The sequence below is a fragment of the Falsiroseomonas tokyonensis genome, from assembly GCF_019024325.1.
Classification (GTDB): domain Bacteria; phylum Pseudomonadota; class Alphaproteobacteria; order Acetobacterales; family Acetobacteraceae; genus Falsiroseomonas; species Falsiroseomonas tokyonensis.
On record NZ_JAFNJS010000001.1, the window covers coordinates 387,021 to 409,031 of the forward strand.

Consider the following 22,011-nt stretch of genomic DNA (forward strand, 5'->3'; position numbering starts at 1 on the left):
CCTCAGGCCGCGGCCTCCCGCGCCGCGCCGATCAGCGCGGCCAGTTCCTGTTCCGGCACCGCCCGGCCATAAAGATAGCCCTGCGCTTCCGTGCAGCCTTCGGCCTTCAGCAGCGCCGCCTGTTCAGAATTCTCCACGCCCTCCGCATTGCAGCGCAGGCCGAGCGACTGGGTGATGCCGATGACGGCGCGGATGATGGCGACGGATTGCGCGTCTTCCGCCAGCTTGGAGACGAAGCTGCGGTCGATCTTGATCTTGTCGAAGCGGAATTTCTGCAGGTAGCCGAGCGAGGAATAGCCGGTGCCGAAGTCGTCCATGGCGACCGACACGCCCATCTGCCGCAGCGCGCCCAGCGTTGCCAGGGTGCGCTCCGTATCGGTCATCAGCACGCCTTCGGTGATCTCGATCTCCAGCCGCTGCGGATCCAGCCCTGTCGTATCCAGCGCATGGCGCACCGCGCGCAGGAAGTCGCTGCCCTGGAACTGGTTGGCGGAGATGTTCACCGCCATGCGCTGGCCCGGCCAGCGGGTGGCCGTGGCGCAGGCCTCCAGCAGCACCCATTCGCCGATCCGGCTCAGCAGGCCGATCTCCTCCGCCAGGCCGATGAACTGGTCGGGCATCACCTGGCCGCGGCTCGGATGCTGCCAGCGCAGCAGCGCTTCCAGCCCGATCACCTGCTGCGTCTCCAGATGCACCTGCGGCTGGTAGTGCAGCCGCAGCTGGCCTTCGGCCAGCGCCGCGCGCAGGTCGCGCTCCATGGCGCGCCGCGCCTGCAGCGCCTCGTTCATCTCGGCGGCGAAGAAGCGGAAGCCGTTGCGGCCTTCCGCCTTGGCCCGATACAGCGCGGTATCGGCATCCTGCAGTATCTGCCCGGCGCGCAACTGGCTGTCCGGCGGCACGCGGCCGGACAGGGCGACGCCGATGCTGGTGCCGATCGTCACCTGGTGCCCGTCCACATCGAAGGGCAGCGACAGGCGCTCCACCAGCCGCGCCGCCAGCGCCTCGGCCGAGCGCGGCTGCTGTGCATCCACCTGGATGATGGCAAATTCGTCGCCGCCGAGCCGCGCCAGCGTATCACTTTCGCGCAGGGTGTCGGTCATGGCGCGCGCCACCTGGCGCAGCAGCGCATCCCCGGCCGCATGGCCCAGCGTATCGTTCACCTCCTTGAACCGGTCGAGGTCCAGCGCCAGCACCGCGAAGCCGCCGCCGTAGCGGCCGGTGCGCAGGCCGATCTGCTCCAGCCGGTCGTGGAACAGCCGGCGGTTCGGCAGGCCGGTCAGCTGGTCATGCGTGGCCAGGTAGGTGGCGCGCCCGATGGCGCGGCGCAGCAGCTTCAGCGGCAGTAGCCGCAGCGCCACATAGGCCGCGGCCGCCAGCAGCGCCGCCAGCAGCGCCACCACACCGGTCCCCATCAGCGTCGGGCGCAGGGACCGCTCGATCTCCAGCAGCCCCACCGCGCGACCGCTGTCGAAGATCGGCTCGGCGATGATGAAGCGCGGCCATTGCACCGGCTGCGGCACCTCGGCCAGCACCTGGCCCTGCAGGTTCACCACGCGCAGGCTGGTTCCTGTCTCCTGCCCGGCCGAAAGCAGCCCGCGCATCCGCACTTCCTGGAACATCCAGAGGTCGGGCCCGCGGGTGGCGAGCTGGGTGACGGAATGGGCGAGGACACGGGCCTCCGCCCGCATCGCGGCGCGCTCCTCCCGCCATTGCGACCAGCCATGCATGGCCGGCACGGTCAGCGCCAGCAGCAGCGCGATCGCCGCGGCGAAGCCGCTGACCAGCCGCGCCAGCGCCGCCTCCCCGCCCATGCCATCCGCCGGTGGGGGCTGCGGCGCGGTGGCCCCGGCCCCGGTCACGTCTCGCCCCCCAGAAGCGGGGCGAAGCCGAAGGACCGCAGCCCCTGCCGTGCCCGGGGCGAGCCGAGGAACTGCACGAAGCGCCGCACCTCCACCGGCGCATCGTTGCGGACCACGGCGTACAGGATGCGGCTGAAGCGGTAGTCGCCCGCCGCCATGGAGGCCAGGTCCGGCACCGCGCCATCCAGCGCCAGCAGCCGCAGCCGGCGCTGCTCGGACAGGGTCAGGCCCAGCGTGGTCAGGCCGAGCGAGCCCGGCAGGCTCTCCAGCAGGTCGGCATTCTCCTGGTCCGTGGAGGCCAAGGCGAGCCCGCTGCGCGCATGGGCGCGCTGCATCGCCGCCGCCATGCCCTCCGAAGCCGCGGCCAGCATGATCCAGTCGGTCTCGCTGCGGTCGCGCAGCACCACCCGCACGGCACCGCCGCCCGGCCAGGACGGTTCCTCCCCGCCCAGCATGGCCGCGGCCTGGGCGAGGCTGATGCCCCGCGACGGCGTATCATAGCGCGTGGCGAAGGCCAGCGGCGTGCGACCGAAGGCGAAGGCCTCCAGCCCCTGCGCCGCCTCCTCCGGCCGCAATGCCCGGGCGGAGAGGGCGATCTCGACCCGCCCGCTGCGCAACGCGGCCAGGCCGCCGGCCGTGCCCAGGCTGGGCAGCACGGTGCTCTCCGTCAGATCCTCCGTCCCGGCATGCAGGTCCAGCATGATATTCGTGATCGCCAGCCCCATGCCGGTGCCGCCGACACGCAGCGGCCCCGCCGCCGCGCGCGCCAGTCCGGGCAGGGCCAGGGCCGCCAGCAGCCCCTGCGCGAGGCGCCGTCGCGCCAGCCGGGCCGGTTCCATCGGTCCGGTCTGCGGGCGGGTCTGCGGGAAGCGCGCGCGGGCATGTTCCATCCGCGCAGCATGGACCGGCAGTGCTGAACAGGCGTTAAACGAAGCCGCCGCTTCAGGCGGGGTGCGGGGCGAACCAGGTCTCGAAGCGGCCGAAGGTGGCCTCGGCGCCGTCGATCATCGCGGCCAGCCTCCCGGCCTCGGCGCCGCAGGCCTCGATGGCGACGCAGCATTCGCGCCACATGGCGCCATGCCGCGCGCCATAGCCGCGCAGGAAGCTGCGCCCGGCCTCATCCGGCAGCACCGCATCCAGCGCCCGCGCCAGCTGCTGCCCGCCCAGCGTCGAGCCTTCCGTGACATAGAGGCAGCCCATTGCCCAGGCTGCGCTTTCGGCCGGCGGCAGCGCGGCCACCGCGGCCAGGGGCGGCGCGCCGAGGGCCACCAGATCCGCCATCAGCAGTGGCGAACGCCGGCGCTCCTCCACCGCGATTCCATAGGGGGCGAGCGAGGGCGCGGCGCGCAGCACCGCCTCCACGCCGAGGTGAAAGCCCAGCAGCCGGCGCAGCAGAAGCACGTATTCGCCCTGCGCGATGCGCCCGGAAGCGAGGCGGGCGAAGACCGGGACGCGATGCAGCCGCTCATGCACGGCCCCCGTGGCCTGCCGCAGCGCGATCCGCGCGGCATCCATGGGCATGGCTTCAGCCAGCGTCCCGATCCGTGCCGCCGCGTGGCGGCACCACGCTGCCATGGCGGATCAGCGTTTCGAGCACCACGGCGGTGCGGCTGACGGAGGCACGGACCGATTCCAGCAGGTCCGGCATCCGCGCCACATCCACGCCCTCGGCGATTTCCAGCGCCGCGAGCTGCGCATTCTCCACCACCGAGGCGAGGATCGCCTGGAAGTCGAGATCCGCCTGGCTGTCCAGCCGCCCGGCGGGGCGCCGGCTGCCCTCCTCGATCCCGGCCTGGAAGCGGCGCCGCGCGGCGTCCGCCGCCTTGCGCTCGACCAGGTCGTTGAACAGGAAGACGAAGCCGAGCACGCGGTCGGGCGCCGAGAAGACCGGATCGGCGCGCACCAGCACCGGCCGGCCGCCGCCGGGGCCCTGGCCATCGGCCAGCCGCACCTCGCCGCGCCAGGACCGGCGGTTCTCCAGCACGTCACGCAGCCGCCGGCCGACCTCGGTCGGATCGGCGAAATAGGGCAGCAGATGGTCGATGCGCCGCGGCGCCGCGCCGCGCAGCCCGGGCAGCAGGCGGTCGAAGGCCTCGTTGCGCAGGTCGATATTGCCGGCCGGGTCGCAGATCACCACTGGCTGGGCGGAAAGCCCCACCTGGCGCCGCACCTGGGCCAGCTGGTCCTCCGCGATCAGCATGCGGACGGAGCGGAACTGCAGCACCACGTCGGTGACCGTGTCGCCGATCAGCCGGGCGGTGGCCAGGTCCTTGGGCGACCAGGGCTCCGACCGCCCCTCCACCACCTGGTTCCATTTCGCGAAGGACCGGCGCGGGGACAGGTCGCGCGGGTCGTCGCCCACCAGCACCGGCTTGTTGGGATCGCCGCCCCAGGTGACGGTGGAAACCTGTTCCGGCCGGAACCAGACCAGGTATTCCCCGGGCGCGGTGGAGATCGGCGCCGCCAGCACGCCGCTGGCCACCCTTGTCAGCCCGGCCAGGTGCGGCGCATCAGCGGCCAGTGAGGCGGTGGCGATGACGGGCGCGCCCCCCGGCCCTCGCGGCTGGCCATCCAGCCACTTGCCGATGTCGCGCAGCCCCGCGGTGCCCGGCACCTCGCCCGCCGTCTGGGCCTGGCCCTCGAACAGCAGGGCGGCGCCGCTGGCGCCCAGCGGCACCAGCAGCGTCTGGGCATGGTCGAACAGCGCGGTGCGCCAGTCCCCGTCGCGGGTGATCGCCTCGATCATCCGCTGTTCCAGCCGGCGCACGGCGAGTTCCGCCTGCGACTGGACGAAGGATTCCAGCGCGGCGATGCGCGTGCCCACGGCTTCCGCCAGCAATTCGGTGATGGCGCGCAGCGCGAAGGGGGTGCGGCGCGGCGTCTGGTGGTGGCAGGAGATCAGCCCCCAGAGCCGCCCGCCCACCAGGATGGAGGCCACCAGCGTGGCGCCCACGCCCATGTTCTTCAGGTACTGCACATGCATCGGCGATGTGCTGCGCAGGATGCACAGCGACATGTCCAGGTCCTGCCCGGTCAGCGGCGAAAGCCGCGGCTCCAGCGGCACCGGCGCGTAATGCACATCGGTCACCACCCGCACCCGGTTGCGGATATACAGCCGCCGCGCGATGGCCGGGATGTCCGAGGCCGGGTAGCGATTGCCGAGATAGGGCTCCAGCCCGGCCGCGTGTTCTTCCGCGAAGACCTCGCCATGGCCGTCATCGTCGAAGCGATAGAGCATGACCCGGTCGTAGCCGGTCAGCCCGCGGAAGGTGCGGCACACCTCCTCGCAGAGCGGCCGCAGCGCATAGCTGCCGAGGATCGCCTGCAGCGCCGGCTCCAGCTGCCGCGGCGCCACATCCTCGGGCGCCGCGCGTTCCAGTTCCAGGATCACGCCGCCGCCGATCGGGCGGTGCAGCTGCACGTCCAGCGCCGGGCCGCCGGCCACCCCCGCCGGCACCCGCACCGCGGCCGGCACCACATCCAGCGGATCGTTCAGCAGGGGCGCGATGGCGCGGGCGATGTCGGGGGCGAAGTCACCAAGGCGCCGGCCCAGCGCCGGCCGGTCCAGGCCGAGGAAGGCCGTGGCATTGGCGCTGACCTGCAGCACCGTCAGTTCCGGCTCGTGCAGCGCCAGCAGGGCGCCATGCGGCTGGATGGAGGCGGCGAGGTGGATCTGCTCGCGCTCGCAATTCGACAGGTCGGCAGTGCCGAAAGCGGGAGAACCGGCGGAATTGCCGGGAAGGTCGATGGTCACCGCGCGCGGTCCTCGGTGGCCTCGCGGTCTTCGCCCAGTTCATAGCGTTCGAGCTTGGCATAGAGGCTCTGCCGGCTGAGGCCGAGCGCATCGGCCGCCGCCGTCCGGTTGCCATTGGCCAGGCGCAGCGCCTGTTCGATGCAGGCGCGTTCCACCAGGGCGGCGGTATTGCGCACCATGATGGGCAGCGGCACCCGGCCCACATCATTGGCCAGCATGCCGAGCGCCGTGCGGAGCGCCGCCGCCTCGCCCGAGGGCAGCACGCGGCGGCCGATATCGCGGATGATCAGCCCGACCATGCGCACCCCGTCGCGGGTCACGGCGCAGCCGGAGATTTCCACCTCGGTCTCGGAGCCGAGATTGCCGGTGAGCTGGGTAGGGAACAGCCGCACCTCGCCATGCTGGGCGATGGTCGCCAGCAGCACGCCGAGATCCATGCCCGGCTGGGCCAGCCAGCGGTCCAGCTTCTCCCCGATGATGGAGGCCTCGGTGCCGGCCTGGGCCAGGTCCAGGAAGGCACGGTTGGCGCGGCGGATGGCGCCGGCGGCGTCGATCGCGACGAAGCCGTCCGGCATATCCTCAAGCAGCCGTTCCGCGCCCTCCCCCGGCCGGCGCGTCGTGGTGCGCGGCTGGGCGGCGGCGGCGGCGGGGCTCAGCTGGATCAGGAAGACCGGGCCGGGGGTGCGCGCCATCAGCGAGGCGCGCAGCAGCCAGGGCGTCGCCTCCGCGCCCAGATGCACCATGATGCCCGGCGCGCGTCCCTGTTCGCGGGCGCGCATCAGCACGTCGCGCAGCGCGGCGCGGTCGCGCGGCGCCACCTCGTCCGCAAAATTCCAGCCGGGCGCCATGCCCAGTTCGCGGATCGCGGCCGGATTGGCCTCGACGATGCGCAGCGTGGAGGCGGCAATCACCAGCACGGCCTCGGAGGAGGCATCGAAGAGCAGGCGCGAGCGGGTTTCGATCTCGCGCAGCTTCCAGTAGTCCTGCTCCCGCGCCTGCTGGGCGGCGACCAGGCGCGACTGCAGCTCCGCCACCGCCTGCAGGTTCTTGCCGACCGCGATCAGCCCGGCCTGACCGCCGAGGCGGACGGTGGTGTATTCGATCGGCAGTTCGAGGCCGGAGGGGAAGCGCTGGGTGACCTGGAGGTAGGCGGAGACGCCGCTGGCACGGGCATCCTCCACCATGCGGCGCACCTGCAGTCCTGCGATCTCCCCCACCGTCTCCATCCAGGGGCGGCCGAGCCATTCCTGCACCCGCTCCGCCGGAATGGCGTCGGAGAGGCTGGCATCGCGGATCACCCCCTCCCAGTCGAGGCTCAGGGTGATATCGGGCTGAATCACGGCGACGCGGGTCATGCAGGTGTCCGACTGATCTGCCAGCCCGCAGCGGCGATTCGGTGCGGCTGGCCCGGGACCGATGCCACGAAAGCGCGGCAAGAGGTAGTCACGAGACAGATGGTCTAGGTGGGGATTTGCGCGCAGTTGTCAACTGCGCATGTCAATCCAGACTGACTATTGCAAAAATTTGAGACGAGCTTGCAGCCGCGCCCGGCCGCTTGTCCAGGCCGCTTGACACTCAAGGCCCGGCCCAGCCCAATCGCGCCATGAGTCAGGGGGGCACATTCAGCATCGTCGTCGTCGGCGCCGGCATCGGCGGGCTGGCGGCCGCGCTGCACCTGGCCGCCTCCGGCCGCCCCGTGCTGGTGCTGGAGCGGGAGGCCATGCCGGGCGGCAAGCTGCAACGCCTGGGGCTCGGCGGCGTGCAGGTGGACGCCGGCCCCCCGGTGCTCGCCCTGCGGCCCGTCTTCCAGGCGCTGTTCGCCGCGGCCGGCGCCCGGCTGGAGGATCACCTGTCGTTGCAGCCCCTGCGGGTGCTCGGCCGCCATCTTTGGCCCGATGGCAGCCGCCTGGACCTGCTGGCCGACGCCCATGAAGCGGCCGAGGCCATCGGGGATTTCGCCGGGGCGGAGGCCGCGCGCGGCTTCCTGGCCTTCCGCGACCGGGCGGCCCGGTGCTGGCAGGCCCTCGAAAAGCCCTTCCTAACGGTGCAGCGGCCGGGGATGCTGGCGCTGGGGGCGCAGGTCGGGCTCGGCCTGCGCGGCATCTCGCCCTTCGCCACGCTGTGGGAGGCGCTGGGCGAGCATTTCACCGACCCCCGCCTGCGCCAGCTTTTCGGGCGGATGGCGGGCTATGTCGGATCCTCTCCGCTGCAGGCGCCGGCCACGCTGATGCTGGTGGCGCATATCGAGATGTCCGGCCTTTTCGCCATCGAGGGCGGCATGGACCGGCTGCCGCAGGCCCTGGCCGGGCTGGCGGCGGCGCGCGGCGTGCAGTTCCGCCATGGCGCGACGGTGGCGGAGATCCTGGTGCAGGGCGGCCGGGTGGCCGGGCTGCGCCTGGCGGATGGGGAGAGGATCGTGGCCCGGCAGGTGATCTGGGCGGGGGATGCGGCGACGCTGGCCGCCGGCCAGGCCGGGGCGGCGGCGGCGCGGGCGGTACCGGCTTGGCCGGCCTCCCGCCGCTCCTATTCCGCCTTCGGCTGGGCCATGGCCGGTCGGGCGGAGGGGCCGGACCTGCCGATGCAGACCGTCTTCCACCCGGCCGATCCCACCGCCGAATACGTGGCCCTGGCCCGCGGCCAGATGCCCGCAGACCCCAGCGTGACGCTGCTGGCGCAGGCCCGTCGGGACCCGGCGCCGCCGCCCGAAGGGACGGAACCGCTGATGGCCCTGGTGCAGGCCCCGGCCCGGGCGGATTCGCGCGACCTGCCCGCCGGCCCCGCCGAGGCCGCGGCGCTGGCGGCGATGGAAGGTGCCGGCGTGCGGCTGCGGCGGGATGCGGTCCAGGTCATCACGCCGCGCGACCGCGAAAGACAGGCGCCGGGCAGCGGCGGGGCGATCTATGGCCAGGCGGTGCAGGGCTGGCAGTCCATCTTCAGCCGACCGGCGGCGCGCACGCCCCTGCCCGGCCTGGTGCTGGCGGGCGGCACCACCCATCCGGGGGCGGGCATGGCCATGGCCGCGCTCTCCGGCCAATTGGCGGCATCGGCGGTGATCGGGGAGAGGGCATGACGGAACGCGGTTGGGAATTCGACCGGCCGGCGGCGCCGCGCGGCTATGGCTGGTGGTACCTGGATGCGCTGAGCGCGGATGGGCGGCACGGGCTGACCATCATCGCCTTCATCGGCACCGTCTTTTCCCCCTGGTACAGCCTGGCCCGGCGCGGCGGCGCGCCGGCGGATCCGGAAAACCACTGCTGCCTGCATGTGGCGCTGTATGGCGCGCCGAAGCGCTGGGCGATGACCGACCGCCGCAAGGGCGCGCTGCGGCGCGGCGCGGATTTCCTGCAGATCGGGCCCAGCGCGCTGGAATGGGACGGCCAGGCGCTGACCGTGCGGATCGAGGAGGTGACGGCCCCCCTGCCCCGCAAGCTGCGCGGCACGGTGGTGCTGCGGCCGGAGGCCCTCTCCACCCGCGCCTTCCAGCTGGATTCGAACGGCCGGCACCATTGGCACCCGATCGCCGCCCGGTCCTCGGTGGAGGTGACGCTGGAGGAGCCGGCGCTGCGCTGGTCCGGCCCGGCCTATTTCGACACCAATTGGGGCAGCGCCCCGCTGGAGGAGGATTTCGTGGGCTGGGACTGGTGCCGCGCGCCGATGCCCGATGCCACGGCCATCCTCTACAATGCGCAGCGCCGGGACGGCACGGAGCAGTCCCTGGCGCTGCGGGTGGCGCGCGACGGCAGCGTGACGGATTTCGAACCGCCGCCGCCGGTCGCGCTGCCCAAGACCCTGTGGCGCATCGCCCGGCCGACCCGGGCGGAGGGCGGCGCGGCGCGGGTGGTGCACACCCTGGTGGATGCACCTTTCTATTCCCGTTCGGAAATCCAGACCCGGCTGCTGGGCCGCGAGGCGACGGCGATCCATGAGAGCCTGTCGCTCGACCGCTTCGCCTCCAATGCCATGTACGCCATGCTGCCCTTCCGGGTGCCCCGGCCCTTCAGCTGAATTCAGCGGCGCAGGCGGATGGCCAGGTCGAACAGATGGGCTGCCAGGGCCGCCACCAGCGCCGCAGCGACAAAGCCCCAGCCGGCGCCGGTCAGGGCCGCGCGCAGCGCCAGGGCGAAGGCCACACCGGGCAGCACCAGCCCGGCAAGGGCGGTTGGCCGCAACCCCCGGCCGCTGCGCCGGTGCCAGGCGAAAAGCAGCGCCGCCTCGGCCAGCAGCACCGCCAGCACCAGGTCCGCGACGCGGCCGGAGGCGAAGAACTCAGCCAAACTGCCTCCTCATGACCGAGGTTTCATTCCATCGCCGCCTTGCGCGGATCGCACAGGCCGCCACTTTGCCAGTTGCGGGGTGACACCGCCATGACCCTTGCCCCGTTGCAACTTTTCGCCAAGAACCCGCAAGGCGGCCGCCGCGTTGAAGAAGGCGGGAGACTGAACCAGGAGGATGCTTCGGATGCGACGTCTGACACTGACCCTAGCGACGGCCCTTGCCCTCGCCCCCTTCGCTGCCAAGGCGCAGGACGGCGATGCCGCCGCAGGCCAGCGCGTCTTCAACCAGTGCCGCGCGTGCCACACCATCAATGAGGGTGGGCGCAACGGCGTCGGGCCGAACCTGCACGGCATCGTCGGCCGCGCCGCCGGCTCCATCGAGGGCTTCCGCTACTCGCAGAACATGCAGGAGTGGCGCCAGGGGCAGACCTGGACCGAGGCGAATCTCCGCACCTACCTTGCCAATCCCAAGGATCTCCTGCCCCGCGGCAGCATGTCCTTCGCCGGCCTGCGCAACCCGCAGCAGCTGAACGACCTGATCGCCTATCTCAAGACCAACCCCTGAGACGCGTCCCGGCCGAGGTCGCGTGACCTCGGCCGGCCAGGGTCACGGCACCTGGTCATGGCACCGAATCGGGCAGGCCAGCAAAAGCCTCCTCCGGGGTGAAGCGGTGCGGCAGCAGGCCCTGTTCGGCGCAATAGTCGATGGCCAGCGCCAGGGCCGGGCGAAGTGCGTCCCGCGTCCGCACGGCGGCGCCCGAATCCTTCAGCATCCGCAGCAGTTCCGGCACCAGCGCCGGGTCGCTGTCCACCACATCGCGCCGCATCACCACCAGGTGGTTCACGGGAACGAAGCCGTGCCGCGCCCGGAAGGCGGCGCCGGCGGCCTGGGCGTCCGCAAAAACCGGGCGCAGCGCCGGGTCGTCCGGCATGTCATTGCCGAAGATCGCGGCGTCAGCCTCCCCGGACTTCAGCAGGCCGAGCAGGTCCTGACCCGTCTCCGCCCGCGTCACCCAGGGCGGGTCGCGGAATTCGCTGACATGGGCGTCTTCGAAACTGGTCCAGCGCTGCTGCTCCGCCTTCACGCCGTAGGACTCGGCCAGGCTGCCGCGCAGCCACATGCCGGTGGTCTGGCTATAGGCCCGCACCGCGATGCGCGCCCCGGCGAGATCCGCCGGGCCCTGCACCGGGCCATCCTTGCGGCATAGCAGCGCGGCCTCCTGCGCCCGCTCCACCAGCACCACCGGCAGCAGCACCAGCGGCTTGTCATAGGCGCGGGCCATCAGGAAGGTGGCGATCGCCATCTCGCTGACCGCAAAACGCCCCTCGCGCACCATCGGCGCGAAGGCCTTGGAGATCGGCGAGACCTTTTCGACATCCAGCCGGAGCCGGCTGGACGGGATCGCCCCATCCAGCAGCTTCGCGGTGCCCGCGTAGCGGCCGAGTGCCGCCTTCAGCACACGCGGCTCACTCACGATAGGAAGGGTCCAGCCGGTCCAGCTTGCGCAGCAGCGCCGGCCATTCCATCACGCCATAGGGGCGGCGCGTGCCGGGCTGGTAGTTGTTCCAGGTGGCGTCGATGACGGCCTGCGGCACCTCCACCAGCTTCTGTCCGGTGGCCTGGGCGGCGAGCTGGGCGCGGCAGGAGAGTTCCAGCCGGTGCATGGCGTTGAAGGCCTCGCCCACCGTCTTGCCCACCGTCAGCAGCCCGTGGTTGCGCAGGATCAGCGCATTGTTGTCGCCGAGGTCGCGCACCAGGCGTTCCTGCATCTCCAGGTCCAGCACCACGCCTTCGTAGTCGTGGTAGCCGATCCTGGCGAAGCGCATGGAGGTCTGGTTCATCGGCAGCAGGCCGCATTCCAGCGAGGAGACCGCCATGCCCGGCCAGGTATGCGTGTGGATGACGCAGGCGATCTCGTGGCTCGCCTCATGGATCGCGCCGTGGATGACGAAGCCGGCGCGGTTCACGCCATAGCCCAGCTCGCCCGGGAATTCCGGCTTGGCCAGGATATTCCCCTTCACGTCAATCTTCACGAGCGAGGAGGCGGTGATCTCCTCATAGAGCATGCCATAGGCATTGATGAGGAAGGCGTTGTCCTCGCCGGGCACACGAACCGAGATGTGGTTCGCGGCCATGTCGGACATGCCGTAGAGATCGATCAGCCGGTAGCAGGCTGCGAGGTCCACGCGGGCCTGCCATTCCTCCGGCGTCACGCGGTCGCGCAGGGAGGGAATGCGGAAGCGGTCGGGGCTGTCGGGCATCGGTGTGATCTCCGTTACTCGGGAAGGGCGCCGGCGATGCGGACGATTTCGCGCCAGCGGTTGATCTCATGCGCCAGGAAGGCACGGAAGGCCTCGGGGCCATTGCCCACCGGGTCGGCGCCCTGCTCGATCATGGTCTGCGCGTTGCGCGGCAAGGCGAGGGCCGCATGCACATCGGTCACGATCTTGTCGATGATGGGCTGCGGCGTCCCCGCCGGCGCCACCATGCCGAACCAGGAGGAGGCGTCGAAGTCCCGATAGCCGAGTTCCACCATGGTCGGCACGGTCGGGTTGGAGCGCGACCTTTCGGTGGAGGATACCGCCAGCGGCCGCAGACGCCCGTCGCGGATATGGCCCATGACGGAGGGGATGGTGGCGAACATGAAGTCGACGCGCCCGGCCAGCAGGTCGTTCAGCGCGACGGCGCCGCGATAGGGCACGTGCAGCGTCTGGATGCCCGCCATCTGGTCCAGCATCACGCCCGAGAGATGGGCGGAGGTGCCGACGCCGGTGGAGCCGTAGCTGAGCGCGCCGGGCCGGCGCTTCGCCTCCGCCACCAGCCCCGGCACGTCGCGGATCGGCGAGGCCGCCGGCACCACCAGGATATTCGGCACGCCCGCCAGCAGCGTGACCGGGACGAAGTCGCGCAGCGTGTCGTAGGGCATGTTCTTGACCAGCGACTGGTTCACCGCCAGCGGCCCGACCGAGCCCACCAGCAGCGTATAGCCATCGGGGGCGGAGCGGGCGACGTATTCGCTGCCGATATTGCCGCCGGCACCCGGGCGGTTCTCGATCACCACCGACTGGCCCCAGGTCTCGCTGAGCGTCGCGCCGATCAGACGGGCGATGATGTCGGTGGTGCCGCCGGGGGTGAAGGAGACCACGAGGCGCACGGGCCGGTTGGGCCAGGCCTCCTGCGCCCTGGCGCATGGTGCCGCCAGGGCCAGGAAAGGTAGGGCGAGCGCGCCGCGGCGTCCGATGGTCATGGGTCGTCTTCTCCCGCCGGGCGATCGTCCCGCCGCCCGCTTCAGCCGCGCAGGATGCGCCGCGGCGGCCCATGCGACAAATGGGAAGAATGAGGGGCGCGTTTCCTTTCGTGCATCAATTCTCCCAGCCCGGCAGCAGGCCGACGCGCCGCGCCGCCACCACGCGATATAGGGGGTCGCCCCAGACGGCCTCCTCGCAACGGGCGGAATAGACGATGGAGACGTCGTGCTCCTCATCCGAGGCGCGGGCGCGGGCGGCGATCTCCTCCCAGCCCGGGGCGGGGAGGCTGCGCTGGCGCTCCGCTTCCTCCGGCGTCAGCGGCAGGGGAAAGCGCATCTTGGGATAGACCGAGGCGATGGCCTGCCAGAAGAAACGGATGGCACGTTCCTGGTCCGCCGGGTCCAGCACCGGCAGGATCAGTCGCAGCCAATGCGTGCCGGAGACGGCGTGCAGCGCGCAGAATTCCCCGGTGGCGGCGAAGACCATCAGCGAATCCTGCGCCATCTTCCGAATGGTGTCCGGCTTCACCTCTAGCCAGTCATGCACCGGCGCGAAGGCGGGCATGGCGGCCACCCGGCGCATGGCGTGCCAGAGCAGGCCATCGTCGAATTCCATGGCGCGCAGCGTGGGTTCCTCCGCCACGCGCAGCAGCACGCCGGCCGGGCGATCCGTGATCGGCGCGGCGCCGACCCCCTGCCCCAGCGGCAGGTAGGTGGCGGCCCAATAGCCCAGCGCCTCCGCCACCTCGGCCGGGCTGTTCGAATCCTGGGCATAGGCCAGGCGCATCAGGGCATGCAGCGCGCTGGCGGCGATGCCTGGCAGCAGCCGCGGCAGGTAGTGGCGCTGCAGCGTGGCGGCGCTGCCGAGGCGGGCCAGCTCGTCCCGGAAGAATTTTCGGTAGGCGGCCTCCGCCCGGCGGTCGCCAAGGCGCGCGGTCCAGTCGTTGCGCGCGATCGGTTCATCCAGCGGCAGCATGGGGGCCAGGTGGTTGTCGCGGATATAGGCGGAGAGGAAGCGCCGCGCCTCGGCCTCCGTCCCGCCCAGCTGGCGCTGCGCCCAGAGCACCATGGCGGCGTGATTGGCGAGCGTCTCCCCGAATTCCGCGCTGAGGCCGCGCGCCCGGGTCAGGGCGTCGGCGGGGGCATCGGCAGTCTCTGGCATGGCGTCTCCGCGGGGCCGCGAGTGCCCCTTCTGTCCGGCCGGTCCGTGCAATCCTCACGCCAGGACGGGCGCAGGTCCAGTCAGGCCACCAGCACACCTTCGCGGGCGACGATCCGCCCCGCCTTCACCACCAGCGCCCGCGGCGGCGCGGCCGCCACCGCTTCGGGCACATGCGCCGCCGCCACCAGCACCAGATCGGCCGCCGCGCCCTCCGCCAGCGCCGGATCGGGCAGGCCGATCACCCGGGCCGGCGCCCTGGTCACCAGGTCGAAGCCCGTGCGCAGCTCGGCATCCGTCAGCAGCCCGGCGCGATAGCCGACCAGCCGGGCGCGCTCCAGCATGTCGCCATTGCCATAGGGGGACCAGGCATCGCGGATATTGTCGGAGCCGACGAAGACCGTGACGCCTTCTGCCAGCAGCCGCTTCACCGGCGGCATGGAATCCGGCCCGGGGCCATTGGTCATGATGGCGACGCCGGCCCGGGCGAGCGCCGCGGCGGTACGGGCCAGCGTGCCCTCCGCCACCTCGCCCAGCGCATAGGCATGGCTGACCGCAACTCGACCCTGCAGCCCGGCAGCCAGTGTGCGGGCGGCGATGCGGCGCAGCTCGAATGCGCCGAGCTCGCCGGGGTCGTGCAGGTGGATGTCGACGGGCACCCCATGGCGTTCGGCGATGCCGAAGACGATGGCGAGCTGCGCCTCGATATCCTCGTCGATGCCGGCGGGGTCGAGGCCGCCCACCAGATCGGCGCCGGCGGCGACGGCGGCCTCGAGCACCTCGGCATGCCGCAGCACGCCGGATTGCGGGAAGGCGACGATCTGCAGGGACAGAAGATGCGCCACCTCCCCGCGTAGCCGCAGCAGCGTCTCCAGCCCCGCCAGGCCGGTCTCCGAATCCACATCGAGATGGGTGCGGATGGCGGTGGTGCCGCGGGCGGCGATCGCCTCCACCAGGCGGCGGGCGCGCAGGGACATGGGTTCGTCGATGGCGCGCAGCTGCGCCTTTTCCGCCGCGATCCGCCCGGCCACGCTGCCATCCGGCCGGTGCGGCGCCCAGGGCAGGCCGAGAAAGGTCTTGTCGAGGTGGATATGGCCATCGACCAGGCCGGGCAGGGCCAGCAGGCCGCCGCAGGGCTCCACTGGGCCGCCCGACAGGCTACCGGCCGGCGCGATGCGGGCGATGCGGCCGCCGCGCAGGCCGAGGTCACAGGCCGCCTCATCCAGGCGCAGCTCGGACAGGATCAGGTCGAAATCGGCATCCGGCATGCGGGGCTTCCTGCGTCTGGCGGAAGCTGTCGCATGCGGGCGATGGCCGCGGAAGGTTTGCGGTCGGCACGTGGCCTAGGATACATCTTGTGTCCGTTTTCGATCCGGCGCGAGGACATGCCAGATGAAGCCATGGGACGGCCTGATCTCGGAGGAGGAGCAGCGCGCCTATGCCGCCGCCGGCTTCGGCCGCCGCGCCGGCCTCGGCCGCAAGCCCGCGCTGCTGGTGATCGACGTGCAGTACCGCACCACCGGCACCCGCCCCATGCCGTTCTGGGAGGCGGTGGCCGAATACCCGACCAGTTGCGGGCAGGTGGCCTGGGATTCCGTGGCGCAGATCCGGAGGCTGATGTCGCTGTTCCGCAGCCGCGGCTGGCCGGTGCTGTTTCCCCATGTCTCGCCCAAGGAGAGCTTCGATGGCGGGCGGCTGGCGGCCAAGGTGCCGGCGCTAATGACCGTGCCGGCCGAGAGCTACGCCTTCGTGGCCGAGGTGGCGCCGCAGCCGGGCGACATCCTGCTGCCCAAGAAGCACCCCAGCGCCTTCTTCGGCACGCCGCTGGCCAGCTACCTGGTGGATCTCGGCGTCGACACGCTGGTGGTCACCGGCTGCACCACCAGCGGCTGCGTGCGCGGCTCCGTCGTCGATGCCTTCGCCTATAACTGGCGGGTGCTTGTGCCGCAGGACGCGGTCTATGACCGCAGCGCCACCTCCCATGCCGTGAACCTCTTCGACATGGCGGCGAAGTATGCCGATGTGATGCCGACGGAGGAAGCGCTGGCTGCGCTGGGCGCGCTGCCGTGACGCGGCACGACCTGCTGCTGCGCGGCGCCCGGGTGGTGCTGCCGGGAACCGGGCTGACGGCATGCGACATCGCGGTGGCGGAGGGCCGGATCGCCGCCCTGCTGGCGCCGGGCGCGGCGGCGGAGGCGGCGGAAAGCTGGGACCTGCGCGGCCTGGTGGTGATGCCGGGCGCCATCGATGCGCATCTGCATCTCGGCCATGGCGCCGATATTTCCCGCCCGCGCGTGCCGGCGGATGCGGCCCGGGAGAGCGCCGCGGCGGCCGCCGGCGGCATCACCTGCTTCCTGCCCTACCTGATGGCGACCGAGCCCTTCGCCACCCTGTGGCAGGAGGTGGTGGCGGTGACCGAGGCGGGGTCGCGCATCGACTTCGGCTTCCACCCGATCATCTCGACCGAGGCGCAGCTGGCCGAGGTGCCGATCCTGGCCCGCGACCATGGCGCGCCGAGCTTCAAGATCTTCATGAACAACCGCGGCGGCGAGGGAAAGCGCCTCGGCCTGCCCGATATCGACGACGGCTTCCTGCTGCGCCTGGCGGAGGCCGCGGCGGCGGCGGGCGGCATGGTCTGCCCGCATCCCGAGACCATCGAACTGGCCTGGGTGCTGCGCGCCCGGCTGATGGCGGCTGACCCCAAGGGGACTGGCGGGCTGGCCAGCTGGAACGCCTCCCGCCCACCCTTCGTCGAGGCCGATGCGGTGCAGCGCGCCGGGCTGGTGACCCGCCATGCCGGCGCGCCGCTCTATGTCGTGCACACCTCCTCCGCCGCCGCGCTGGACGCGGCGCGGCAGCAGCGGGCGCTGGGCCGGCGGGTCTTCATCGAGACCTGCCCGCACTACCTGACCCATGACATCGGCTGGGAGGGCGGCGTGACCGGCAAGATCAACCCGCCCCTGCGCGAGGCCGCGGACCGGGCGGCGCTCTGGGCGGGGCTCGCCGATGGCAGCATCGACACGGTCGCGACGGACCATGTGCACCGGGACCTAGCTGGCAAGGCGGGCGGCATCTGGAAGGCCTCCCCCGGCTGCCCGGGGCTGGAGACCTTGCTGCCGGTGCTACTGACGGAAGGCCATGCGAGGCGCGGCCTGCCGCTGGCCCGGATCGCGGAGCTGGTCTCCTCCAACCCCGCGCGCATCATGGGTCTGGGCCGGAAAGGCGCCATTGCGCCGGGGATGGATGCCGATTTCGCCATCATCGACCCCGCCGCCCGCTGGACGGTGACGCGCCAGCACCTGCATTCGGCCGCCGGCTATTCGATCTATGAAGGCTGGGAGATGCAGGGCCGCGTGGTCCACAGCCTGGTGCGCGGCCGCGCCGTGCTGCGCGACGGGACGCTGGTCGCGGGCGCAGAGGGCACCGGCCGCTATGTCCGCCGGCGCCTGGACCACGCCGCCCGATCGGGACTTCCCCCTTCCGCCCTGCCGGGCTAAAGACGCTGCCGCTGGACCCGTAGCTCAGCTGGATAGAGCGCTGCCCTCCGAAGGCAGAGGTCGAAGGTTCGAATCCTTTCGGGTCCGCCAATTATTCAAAGGGTTAGCCGGCGGCTGACCCGGAACAAAATAGGCCGGGGTCACACCGGGGTCATGGCGGGGCGCTGTTGGCACCCCGCCTGTCCCTGGTTCGGTCTTAAGCCCCGGCCACACGGTAGACCGTGTAGGACCCGCGGCTCCCCGCGCGATTCGGGCCGACTTGGCGAATTCGCTCGGCCACCTCGACCGTGATCCCCTTCTTTTTCAGGCCGGCGAAGAAGCCGCGCACCGTGTCCTTGCCTCAGCCGGTGGCTTCGCCCACCTGCGCGACCGTGGCGCCCTCGGGACGGCGCAGCATGGCCAGCACCGCCATCAGCTTGGTGCCCTCGCGAGGGCGGGGCGGTGAACCCGGCTCGCGCATGGGGCGGCCGGGCTTTCGGGCCAGGGCGTCGCGCAGGGCCTCCATCGGCGCAGCCAGCGCGCCGATCATGTCGCCCTCGCGCTTGCTTCGTCATCCCAGGCGGCGAGGATTCGGGTCGCTGGGGCCGCGCCAGGTGCTGGTCGGTGCGTCCGCCAGGATCGAGTTGACCCGAACCTCATCCGGCACGAGCTGCCAGGCCGCGTCCAGGAAGGCCGCGCAACAGGCCTCGTCCACCACCGGCAGCCGGGACAGCGGCAGCTCGACCAGGCTGTCCTCCGGCCATTCGCAGGGGCGGTCGGTTTCAGGGTGCACGGCATAAGCGACGAACGGCTGGCCGCGGGCCAACAGCTCGAGGGGATGACGCTTGCCACCGGCGCAGGGCGCGGCGGCGCGGTAGACCAGCAGCCGCTTCGGGGCGCGGCCGATGGCACGGAGTTTCTCTGGCATGACTGCAAACATGCAAAGCCCCGCGCGGCGTGGACCGCGCGGGGCCGAGGTGTCGGGCGATGGAGGAGCTACGTCACGCGGATGCTCTCCATGCGGTTGAAGGTGAGCGTCTCGCCCCCGATAGATAGGGTGCCGCTGAAGCTGGCCGGGCGGCCATCGGGGCCGATCACGGTGCCCACACCCTCCGCATCGAAGACCAGCGTGCCGCCTTCGGACAGGGAGATGCCGGCCAGCACCTGCGCCGGTGTCAGGCCGAGCAGCACAATCTGGTCCTGGCCAAAACTGCCTGCGAAACGGTCGCTGCCATCGCCGGGGCCCCAGATGAAGAGGTCGTTACCCGCACCGCCCAGGGCGAAGTCGGAGGCACCGTCGCCTGCGCCGCCATCGATGAAATCATTGCCGTCCCCGCCGTTCAGCAGGTCGCTGCCCTGGCCGCCTTCGAGGAGGTCGTCGCCCGCATCGCCGGACAGCACATCGCTGCCGGCCGAGCCGGCCAGGTAGTCGCTGTCCCCCCCGCCGAGCAGGTGATCATTGCCATCTCCGCCCATGAGCAGGTCCACGCCGCTTCCGGTCGTGATCGTGTCGTCGCCGCCTTCGCCGAAGATGACGTCGTTGCCACTGCCGGTGACGATCTCGTCATTGCCGCCCGTGCCCTCCACGAAGCTGCCGAAGCCGCCCGTGACCTTGTCGAGCGCTGCCTTGTCGAGGCTGATGGGGCCGCTGTGTTTCGTGCTCATGGGTGTCTCCCTCCGGTTTCTGATCTGCAGTCGTTTCAACTCGGACAGGCGATCCGCTCAGCGCCGCTGAAGGTCAAGGTCTGGCCGCCGATGGTCAGCGTGCCACCCCAGGGCAAGGTGATTCCGGCCAGCACATGCTCCGCCGTCAGCTTGTCCAGCAGCAGCACGTCCTGGCCTTCGCCGCCCTCGAAGCGGTTATTGCCGTCGCCCGACGCCCAGATGAAGTTGTCGTCCCCGGCGCCGCCCAGGACGATGTCGTTCGAGCTGCCGGTGCCGATCTCGCCGGCCCCGCTGTGCCATCGATCCTCTGCCCGCCGCTGACGCGCGCAAGCTGCTCCAGCGGGATCGACGGGAGGTTCGTGTTGGTCATCGCGACTCCTGTCAGGGTCGTGCGGGCATGGATGCCGGGGCAGGCCGGCTCCTGCCGGCCACGCCGGGATCAGACGCTGATCCGCAGCTTCTCCACATCCTGGAAGGTCAGCGTCTCGCCGTTGATGGTCAGCTGGCCGGCGAAGCTCACGGGCTGCCCCTGGGCGTTGGTGAAGGTGACGTAGCCCTCCGAGTTGACCTGCATGGTCAGCCCGCCGGTCCACATGTTGAGGCCGGATTGAAGCTGCTGCAGCGTCACGCTGGGCAGGGTGATCGTGTCCTGGCCCGGGCCGCCCTGGAAGCTGTCGTTGCCGCTGCCCGGCGCCCAGACGAAGGAGTCATCGCCCATGCCGCCCTTGACATAATCCGCCGAGCCGTCATTCGCGCCGCCATCCATGATGTCATTGCCATCGCCGCCGAATATCTGGTCGGTACCGCCGCCGCCGAGCAGGATGTCGTTGCCCTGCCCGCCCTGGAGCTGGTCGTTGCCTTCGCCGCTATGCATGAAGTCGTTGCCGGCTTCGCCGAACAGCAGATTCTGCCCGTCGCCGCCTTGCACGTTGTCGTCGCCGTCGCCAGCCTGAACCTGGTCGTCGCCCTGGCCGGTGCTGATGAGGTCGCTGCCGCCCTGGCCGAACACCAGGTCGTTCTCGTGACCGGTGGTGATGGTGTCATGACCCGGGGTGCCCTGCGCCTGCTGGCCGCCGCTCACCTTGCTCAGGGCGCTGCTCTCGATTGCCTCGGGATTCGTGCTGGTCATCGGAGCGTCCTTCTGCATGCGTTCCGATGAGCGAACCCTATCCGGGGATCCGGCACACTGGAACGTGACTTTTTCCAGTCATCGCCATAGGCGCTGCCGATGGGCGGGCTCGGCTCAGCGCAGATCGGTCGGCCCGAAGGCGTCAGGCAGCAGGGCCGCAATGGTGGTGGCGCGCGGCGTGCCATCGGCGGCGTGGCTCAGCGCGCGCAGCGCGCCATCGGGCGAGAATTCCGACAGCACCTGCCGGCACATCCCGCAGGGTGCCAGCGCCACGCCCGGCGGGCCGGCGATCGCGATGGCGGTGAAGCGCCGATGCCCGCGCGCCACGGCCGCCAACACCGCGCCGCGCTCGGCGGGGCCACCGTCGGCGCCGTGTCGGCCACCGCGTCGCCCTCATTCGGGTCTATGCCGATGGCGCGCAGCCCCTCGTCGGTGATGCGCGCTACGATCCAGGTGCCATCCTCGTCCTGACGCCAGCCCAGGCCCACGTAATCCTGCGGGGCGTTGATCTCGGTGAGCAGGTTGTTCTTGATCAGGCTGCGGAACACCGCGTTGCGCGCGGCAGCGGGCAGGATCTTCGGCGCGCGGGCGAGGCCCATCTCGTGTTGCGCGGCGGCGCTCAGGATCACGCGCTGCGTGTCGGAAAGCTTCGGCATGGGGGTCATTGGGTTCTCCGGGTCCAGCACCCGACCATCCGGGTGCTACGACCCCGAGCCCCCGCAGGCCTGGCCTGCCGGGGCGGGCGCGGTGTCGGGCGGCGCCGGCTACGCCGCGTATTCGCCGCGGCGGAAATGCGCGTCGGCGACTTCCTTCAGTTTCGCGGTGGCGTCGGCCACCCTATTGCCCTCCCTAGATTCCCGATGTGGGACAGCTCGGGGAGCTACCCCCGCACAGTCGCCAGCTCCCGTCCTTAGGCTGCAAGCCCCAGCGCAGCGCGTTTCGTGGTGAGCGCCTCCTGCTCACACCGAGCCAACTCTGCCATGACCACTTGCCGGAGCGAGTCCGCGGCGACCGCCTCCGGCACGCCGAGCTTCGATGCCAGCGCCGGTGCTGCACGATCCGGCCAGCTCTGCCACGTGTCCCGCGAGCCTGCGGCGATGCTAGCCTGGAGCCGAGCCTGGCGTTCCAGCATCTCGGCAGGCGCCGGGCCAGAGAAAGTCCGCGCATGCCAAACCCGCGGGACCGTAACTACCGAGACCTCGTAGGGGCGCCACAAGGGCGGCGCAGCATTGTCGACCATGGAGCCGAGCGACACCCCGGACAGGGTGCCGTCGGCCACCAGGGCGGCTACCTCGGCTCCACGGCCGGTCGAGGCAAAGCGCATCAGCAAGGCCAAACAGTCGCCTTCGATCCACGCTGTGACCACCCGTCCGAGCACCGCACCCAGGTGGCGCTCGTGGTCGGCCAGCACCGGCGCACGTCCGGAGGCCAAGAGAGAGAGGTCCGC

The 22,011-nt window shown here is 71.4% G+C and carries 24 protein-coding genes and 1 tRNA gene; 6 read left to right on the forward strand and 19 right to left on the reverse strand.

Annotated elements, in window-relative coordinates; translation table 11 throughout:
* Positions 1–2: 2 nt before the first annotated feature.
* The 5 genes from J3S20_RS01785 to ppsR are packed head-to-tail and all read right to left on the reverse strand — an operon-like array spanning position 3 to position 6,968.
* On the reverse strand, positions 3–1,859 hold the full coding sequence (locus J3S20_RS01785) for a putative bifunctional diguanylate cyclase/phosphodiesterase (protein ID WP_216834040.1): 1,857 nt from the start codon (positions 1,857–1,859) through the stop codon (positions 3–5).
* Complete coding sequence (locus J3S20_RS01790; protein ID WP_216834042.1) at positions 1,856–2,749, reverse strand: substrate-binding domain-containing protein; 894 nt, start codon at positions 2,747–2,749, stop codon at positions 1,856–1,858. Before J3S20_RS01790 ends, J3S20_RS01785 begins: the two co-directional genes overlap by 4 nt.
* Before the next feature lie 52 nt (positions 2,750–2,801).
* The gene (locus J3S20_RS01795; RefSeq protein ID WP_216834044.1) at positions 2,802–3,380 is read right to left on the reverse strand and encodes a biliverdin-producing heme oxygenase; all 579 of its coding nucleotides are present in this window, start codon (positions 3,378–3,380) and stop codon (positions 2,802–2,804) included.
* A gap of 4 nt (positions 3,381–3,384) precedes the next feature.
* Positions 3,385–5,613 carry a GAF domain-containing protein gene (locus tag J3S20_RS01800; RefSeq protein ID WP_216834046.1) on the reverse strand — a complete coding sequence of 743 codons (2,229 nt, stop codon included), beginning with the start codon at positions 5,611–5,613 and terminating at the stop codon, positions 3,385–3,387.
* On the reverse strand, positions 5,610–6,968 hold the full coding sequence (gene ppsR, locus J3S20_RS01805) for a transcriptional regulator PpsR (protein ID WP_216834048.1): 1,359 nt from the start codon (positions 6,966–6,968) through the stop codon (positions 5,610–5,612). The genes J3S20_RS01800 and ppsR overlap by 4 nt, the downstream gene beginning before the upstream one ends.
* Before the next feature lie 248 nt (positions 6,969–7,216).
* Between ppsR and J3S20_RS01810 the strand changes: the two genes are divergently transcribed.
* Positions 7,217–8,683: a phytoene desaturase family protein gene (locus tag J3S20_RS01810; RefSeq protein WP_216834050.1), complete on the forward strand. Its 1,467-nt coding sequence runs from the start codon at positions 7,217–7,219 to the stop codon at positions 8,681–8,683.
* The gene (locus J3S20_RS01815; protein ID WP_216834053.1) at positions 8,680–9,618 is read left to right on the forward strand and encodes a carotenoid 1,2-hydratase; all 939 of its coding nucleotides are present in this window, start codon (positions 8,680–8,682) and stop codon (positions 9,616–9,618) included. Before J3S20_RS01810 ends, J3S20_RS01815 begins: the two co-directional genes overlap by 4 nt.
* Before the next feature lie 2 nt (positions 9,619–9,620).
* Here the strand turns inward: J3S20_RS01815 and J3S20_RS01820 are convergent, their stop codons facing one another.
* Positions 9,621–9,887, reverse strand: coding sequence for a hypothetical protein (locus J3S20_RS01820; RefSeq protein ID WP_216834055.1), 267 nt, complete (start codon positions 9,885–9,887; stop codon positions 9,621–9,623).
* 184 nt (positions 9,888–10,071) lie between these two features.
* Here J3S20_RS01820 and J3S20_RS01825 point away from each other — a divergent pair, with 184 nt between their 5' ends.
* On the forward strand, positions 10,072–10,452 hold the full coding sequence (locus tag J3S20_RS01825) for a c-type cytochrome (RefSeq protein ID WP_216834056.1): 381 nt from the start codon (positions 10,072–10,074) through the stop codon (positions 10,450–10,452).
* Between the two features lie 55 nt (positions 10,453–10,507).
* Here the strand turns inward: J3S20_RS01825 and J3S20_RS01830 are convergent, their stop codons facing one another.
* The 5 genes from J3S20_RS01830 to J3S20_RS01850 all read right to left on the reverse strand — a co-directional run bounded on the left by J3S20_RS01830 (position 10,508) and on the right by J3S20_RS01850 (position 15,562).
* Complete coding sequence (locus tag J3S20_RS01830; protein WP_216834058.1) at positions 10,508–11,362, reverse strand: substrate-binding domain-containing protein; 855 nt, start codon at positions 11,360–11,362, stop codon at positions 10,508–10,510.
* Complete coding sequence (locus tag J3S20_RS01835) at positions 11,355–12,149, reverse strand: class II aldolase/adducin family protein (protein WP_216834060.1); 795 nt, start codon at positions 12,147–12,149, stop codon at positions 11,355–11,357. Before J3S20_RS01835 ends, J3S20_RS01830 begins: the two co-directional genes overlap by 8 nt.
* Positions 12,150–12,163: 14 nt before the next feature.
* Positions 12,164–13,135 carry a Bug family tripartite tricarboxylate transporter substrate binding protein gene (locus J3S20_RS01840; protein WP_216834062.1) on the reverse strand — a complete coding sequence of 324 codons (972 nt, stop codon included), beginning with the start codon at positions 13,133–13,135 and terminating at the stop codon, positions 12,164–12,166.
* Positions 13,136–13,250: 115 nt separating this feature from the next.
* A complete protein-coding gene (locus tag J3S20_RS01845) occupies positions 13,251–14,297 on the reverse strand; it encodes a questin oxidase family protein (RefSeq protein ID WP_216834064.1) in 1,047 nt (348 codons plus the stop codon).
* 80 nt (positions 14,298–14,377) lie between these two features.
* Complete coding sequence (locus tag J3S20_RS01850; RefSeq protein ID WP_216834066.1) at positions 14,378–15,562, reverse strand: amidohydrolase; 1,185 nt, start codon at positions 15,560–15,562, stop codon at positions 14,378–14,380.
* A 124-nt stretch (positions 15,563–15,686) separates the two neighbouring features.
* Here J3S20_RS01850 and J3S20_RS01855 point away from each other — a divergent pair, with 124 nt between their 5' ends.
* From J3S20_RS01855 to J3S20_RS01865, 3 genes are all read left to right on the forward strand, one after another.
* Positions 15,687–16,364 (forward strand): isochorismatase family protein, encoded by a 678-nt coding sequence (locus J3S20_RS01855; protein WP_216834068.1) that lies wholly within the window; start codon positions 15,687–15,689, stop codon positions 16,362–16,364.
* On the forward strand, positions 16,361–17,791 hold the full coding sequence (locus J3S20_RS31035; protein ID WP_216834070.1) for a dihydroorotase: 1,431 nt from the start codon (positions 16,361–16,363) through the stop codon (positions 17,789–17,791). Before J3S20_RS01855 ends, J3S20_RS31035 begins: the two co-directional genes overlap by 4 nt.
* A gap of 13 nt (positions 17,792–17,804) precedes the next feature.
* Positions 17,805–17,881: transfer RNA gene (locus J3S20_RS01865), tRNA-Arg, on the forward strand.
* Positions 17,882–18,131: 250 nt separating this feature from the next.
* Here the strand turns inward: J3S20_RS01865 and J3S20_RS01870 are convergent.
* The 8 genes from J3S20_RS01870 to J3S20_RS01895 form a co-directional block, all read right to left on the reverse strand.
* On the reverse strand, positions 18,132–18,320 hold the full coding sequence (locus J3S20_RS01870) for a DUF3489 domain-containing protein (protein ID WP_216834072.1): 189 nt from the start codon (positions 18,318–18,320) through the stop codon (positions 18,132–18,134).
* A 21-nt stretch (positions 18,321–18,341) separates the two neighbouring features.
* On the reverse strand, positions 18,342–18,698 hold the full coding sequence (locus tag J3S20_RS01875) for a hypothetical protein (protein ID WP_216834074.1): 357 nt from the start codon (positions 18,696–18,698) through the stop codon (positions 18,342–18,344).
* Between the two features lie 68 nt (positions 18,699–18,766).
* A complete protein-coding gene (locus J3S20_RS01880) occupies positions 18,767–19,435 on the reverse strand; it encodes a calcium-binding protein (protein ID WP_216834076.1) in 669 nt (222 codons plus the stop codon).
* 35 nt (positions 19,436–19,470) lie between these two features.
* Entirely contained in the window at positions 19,471–19,602 is a 132-nt protein-coding gene (locus J3S20_RS30690; RefSeq protein ID WP_281419397.1) for a hypothetical protein, read from the reverse strand.
* Positions 19,603–19,874: 272 nt separating this feature from the next.
* A complete protein-coding gene (locus J3S20_RS01885; RefSeq protein ID WP_216834078.1) occupies positions 19,875–20,564 on the reverse strand; it encodes a calcium-binding protein in 690 nt (229 codons plus the stop codon).
* 114 nt (positions 20,565–20,678) lie between these two features.
* The gene (locus J3S20_RS30695; protein WP_281419398.1) at positions 20,679–20,804 is read right to left on the reverse strand and encodes a hypothetical protein; all 126 of its coding nucleotides are present in this window, start codon (positions 20,802–20,804) and stop codon (positions 20,679–20,681) included.
* Positions 20,762–21,229 (reverse strand): hypothetical protein, encoded by a 468-nt coding sequence (locus J3S20_RS01890; RefSeq protein ID WP_216834081.1) that lies wholly within the window; start codon positions 21,227–21,229, stop codon positions 20,762–20,764. Before J3S20_RS01890 ends, J3S20_RS30695 begins: the two co-directional genes overlap by 43 nt.
* A gap of 245 nt (positions 21,230–21,474) precedes the next feature.
* Positions 21,475–21,975 (reverse strand): HK97 family phage prohead protease, encoded by a 501-nt coding sequence (locus J3S20_RS01895; RefSeq protein WP_216834083.1) that lies wholly within the window; start codon positions 21,973–21,975, stop codon positions 21,475–21,477.
* Between the last annotated feature and the right edge of the window lie 36 nt (positions 21,976–22,011).

Bases quoted from the DNA above. Each gene is read 5' to 3' on its own strand.
- J3S20_RS01790 (WP_216834042.1), bottom strand. From the start codon at position 2,749: ATGGAACATGCCCGCGCGCGCTTCCCGCAGACCCGCCCGCAGACCGGA.
- J3S20_RS01795 (WP_216834044.1), bottom strand. From the start codon at position 3,380: ATGCCCATGGATGCCGCGCGGATCGCGCTGCGGCAGGCCACGGGGGCC.
- ppsR (WP_216834048.1), bottom strand. From the start codon at position 6,968: ATGACCCGCGTCGCCGTGATTCAGCCCGATATCACCCTGAGCCTCGAC.
- J3S20_RS01810 (WP_216834050.1), top strand. From the start codon at position 7,217: ATGAGTCAGGGGGGCACATTCAGCATCGTCGTCGTCGGCGCCGGCATC.
- J3S20_RS01815 (WP_216834053.1), top strand. From the start codon at position 8,680: ATGACGGAACGCGGTTGGGAATTCGACCGGCCGGCGGCGCCGCGCGGC.
- J3S20_RS01825 (WP_216834056.1), top strand. From the start codon at position 10,072: ATGCGACGTCTGACACTGACCCTAGCGACGGCCCTTGCCCTCGCCCCC.
- J3S20_RS01835 (WP_216834060.1), bottom strand. From the start codon at position 12,149: ATGCCCGACAGCCCCGACCGCTTCCGCATTCCCTCCCTGCGCGACCGC.
- J3S20_RS01840 (WP_216834062.1), bottom strand. From the start codon at position 13,135: ATGACCATCGGACGCCGCGGCGCGCTCGCCCTACCTTTCCTGGCCCTG.
- J3S20_RS01845 (WP_216834064.1), bottom strand. From the start codon at position 14,297: ATGCCAGAGACTGCCGATGCCCCCGCCGACGCCCTGACCCGGGCGCGC.
- J3S20_RS01850 (WP_216834066.1), bottom strand. From the start codon at position 15,562: ATGCCGGATGCCGATTTCGACCTGATCCTGTCCGAGCTGCGCCTGGAT.
- J3S20_RS01855 (WP_216834068.1), top strand. From the start codon at position 15,687: ATGAAGCCATGGGACGGCCTGATCTCGGAGGAGGAGCAGCGCGCCTAT.
- J3S20_RS01870 (WP_216834072.1), bottom strand. From the start codon at position 18,320: ATGATCGGCGCGCTGGCTGCGCCGATGGAGGCCCTGCGCGACGCCCTG.
- J3S20_RS01875 (WP_216834074.1), bottom strand. From the start codon at position 18,698: ATGCCAGAGAAACTCCGTGCCATCGGCCGCGCCCCGAAGCGGCTGCTG.
- J3S20_RS01880 (WP_216834076.1), bottom strand. From the start codon at position 19,435: ATGAGCACGAAACACAGCGGCCCCATCAGCCTCGACAAGGCAGCGCTC.
- J3S20_RS01885 (WP_216834078.1), bottom strand. From the start codon at position 20,564: ATGACCAGCACGAATCCCGAGGCAATCGAGAGCAGCGCCCTGAGCAAG.
- J3S20_RS01890 (WP_216834081.1), bottom strand. From the start codon at position 21,229: ATGACCCCCATGCCGAAGCTTTCCGACACGCAGCGCGTGATCCTGAGC.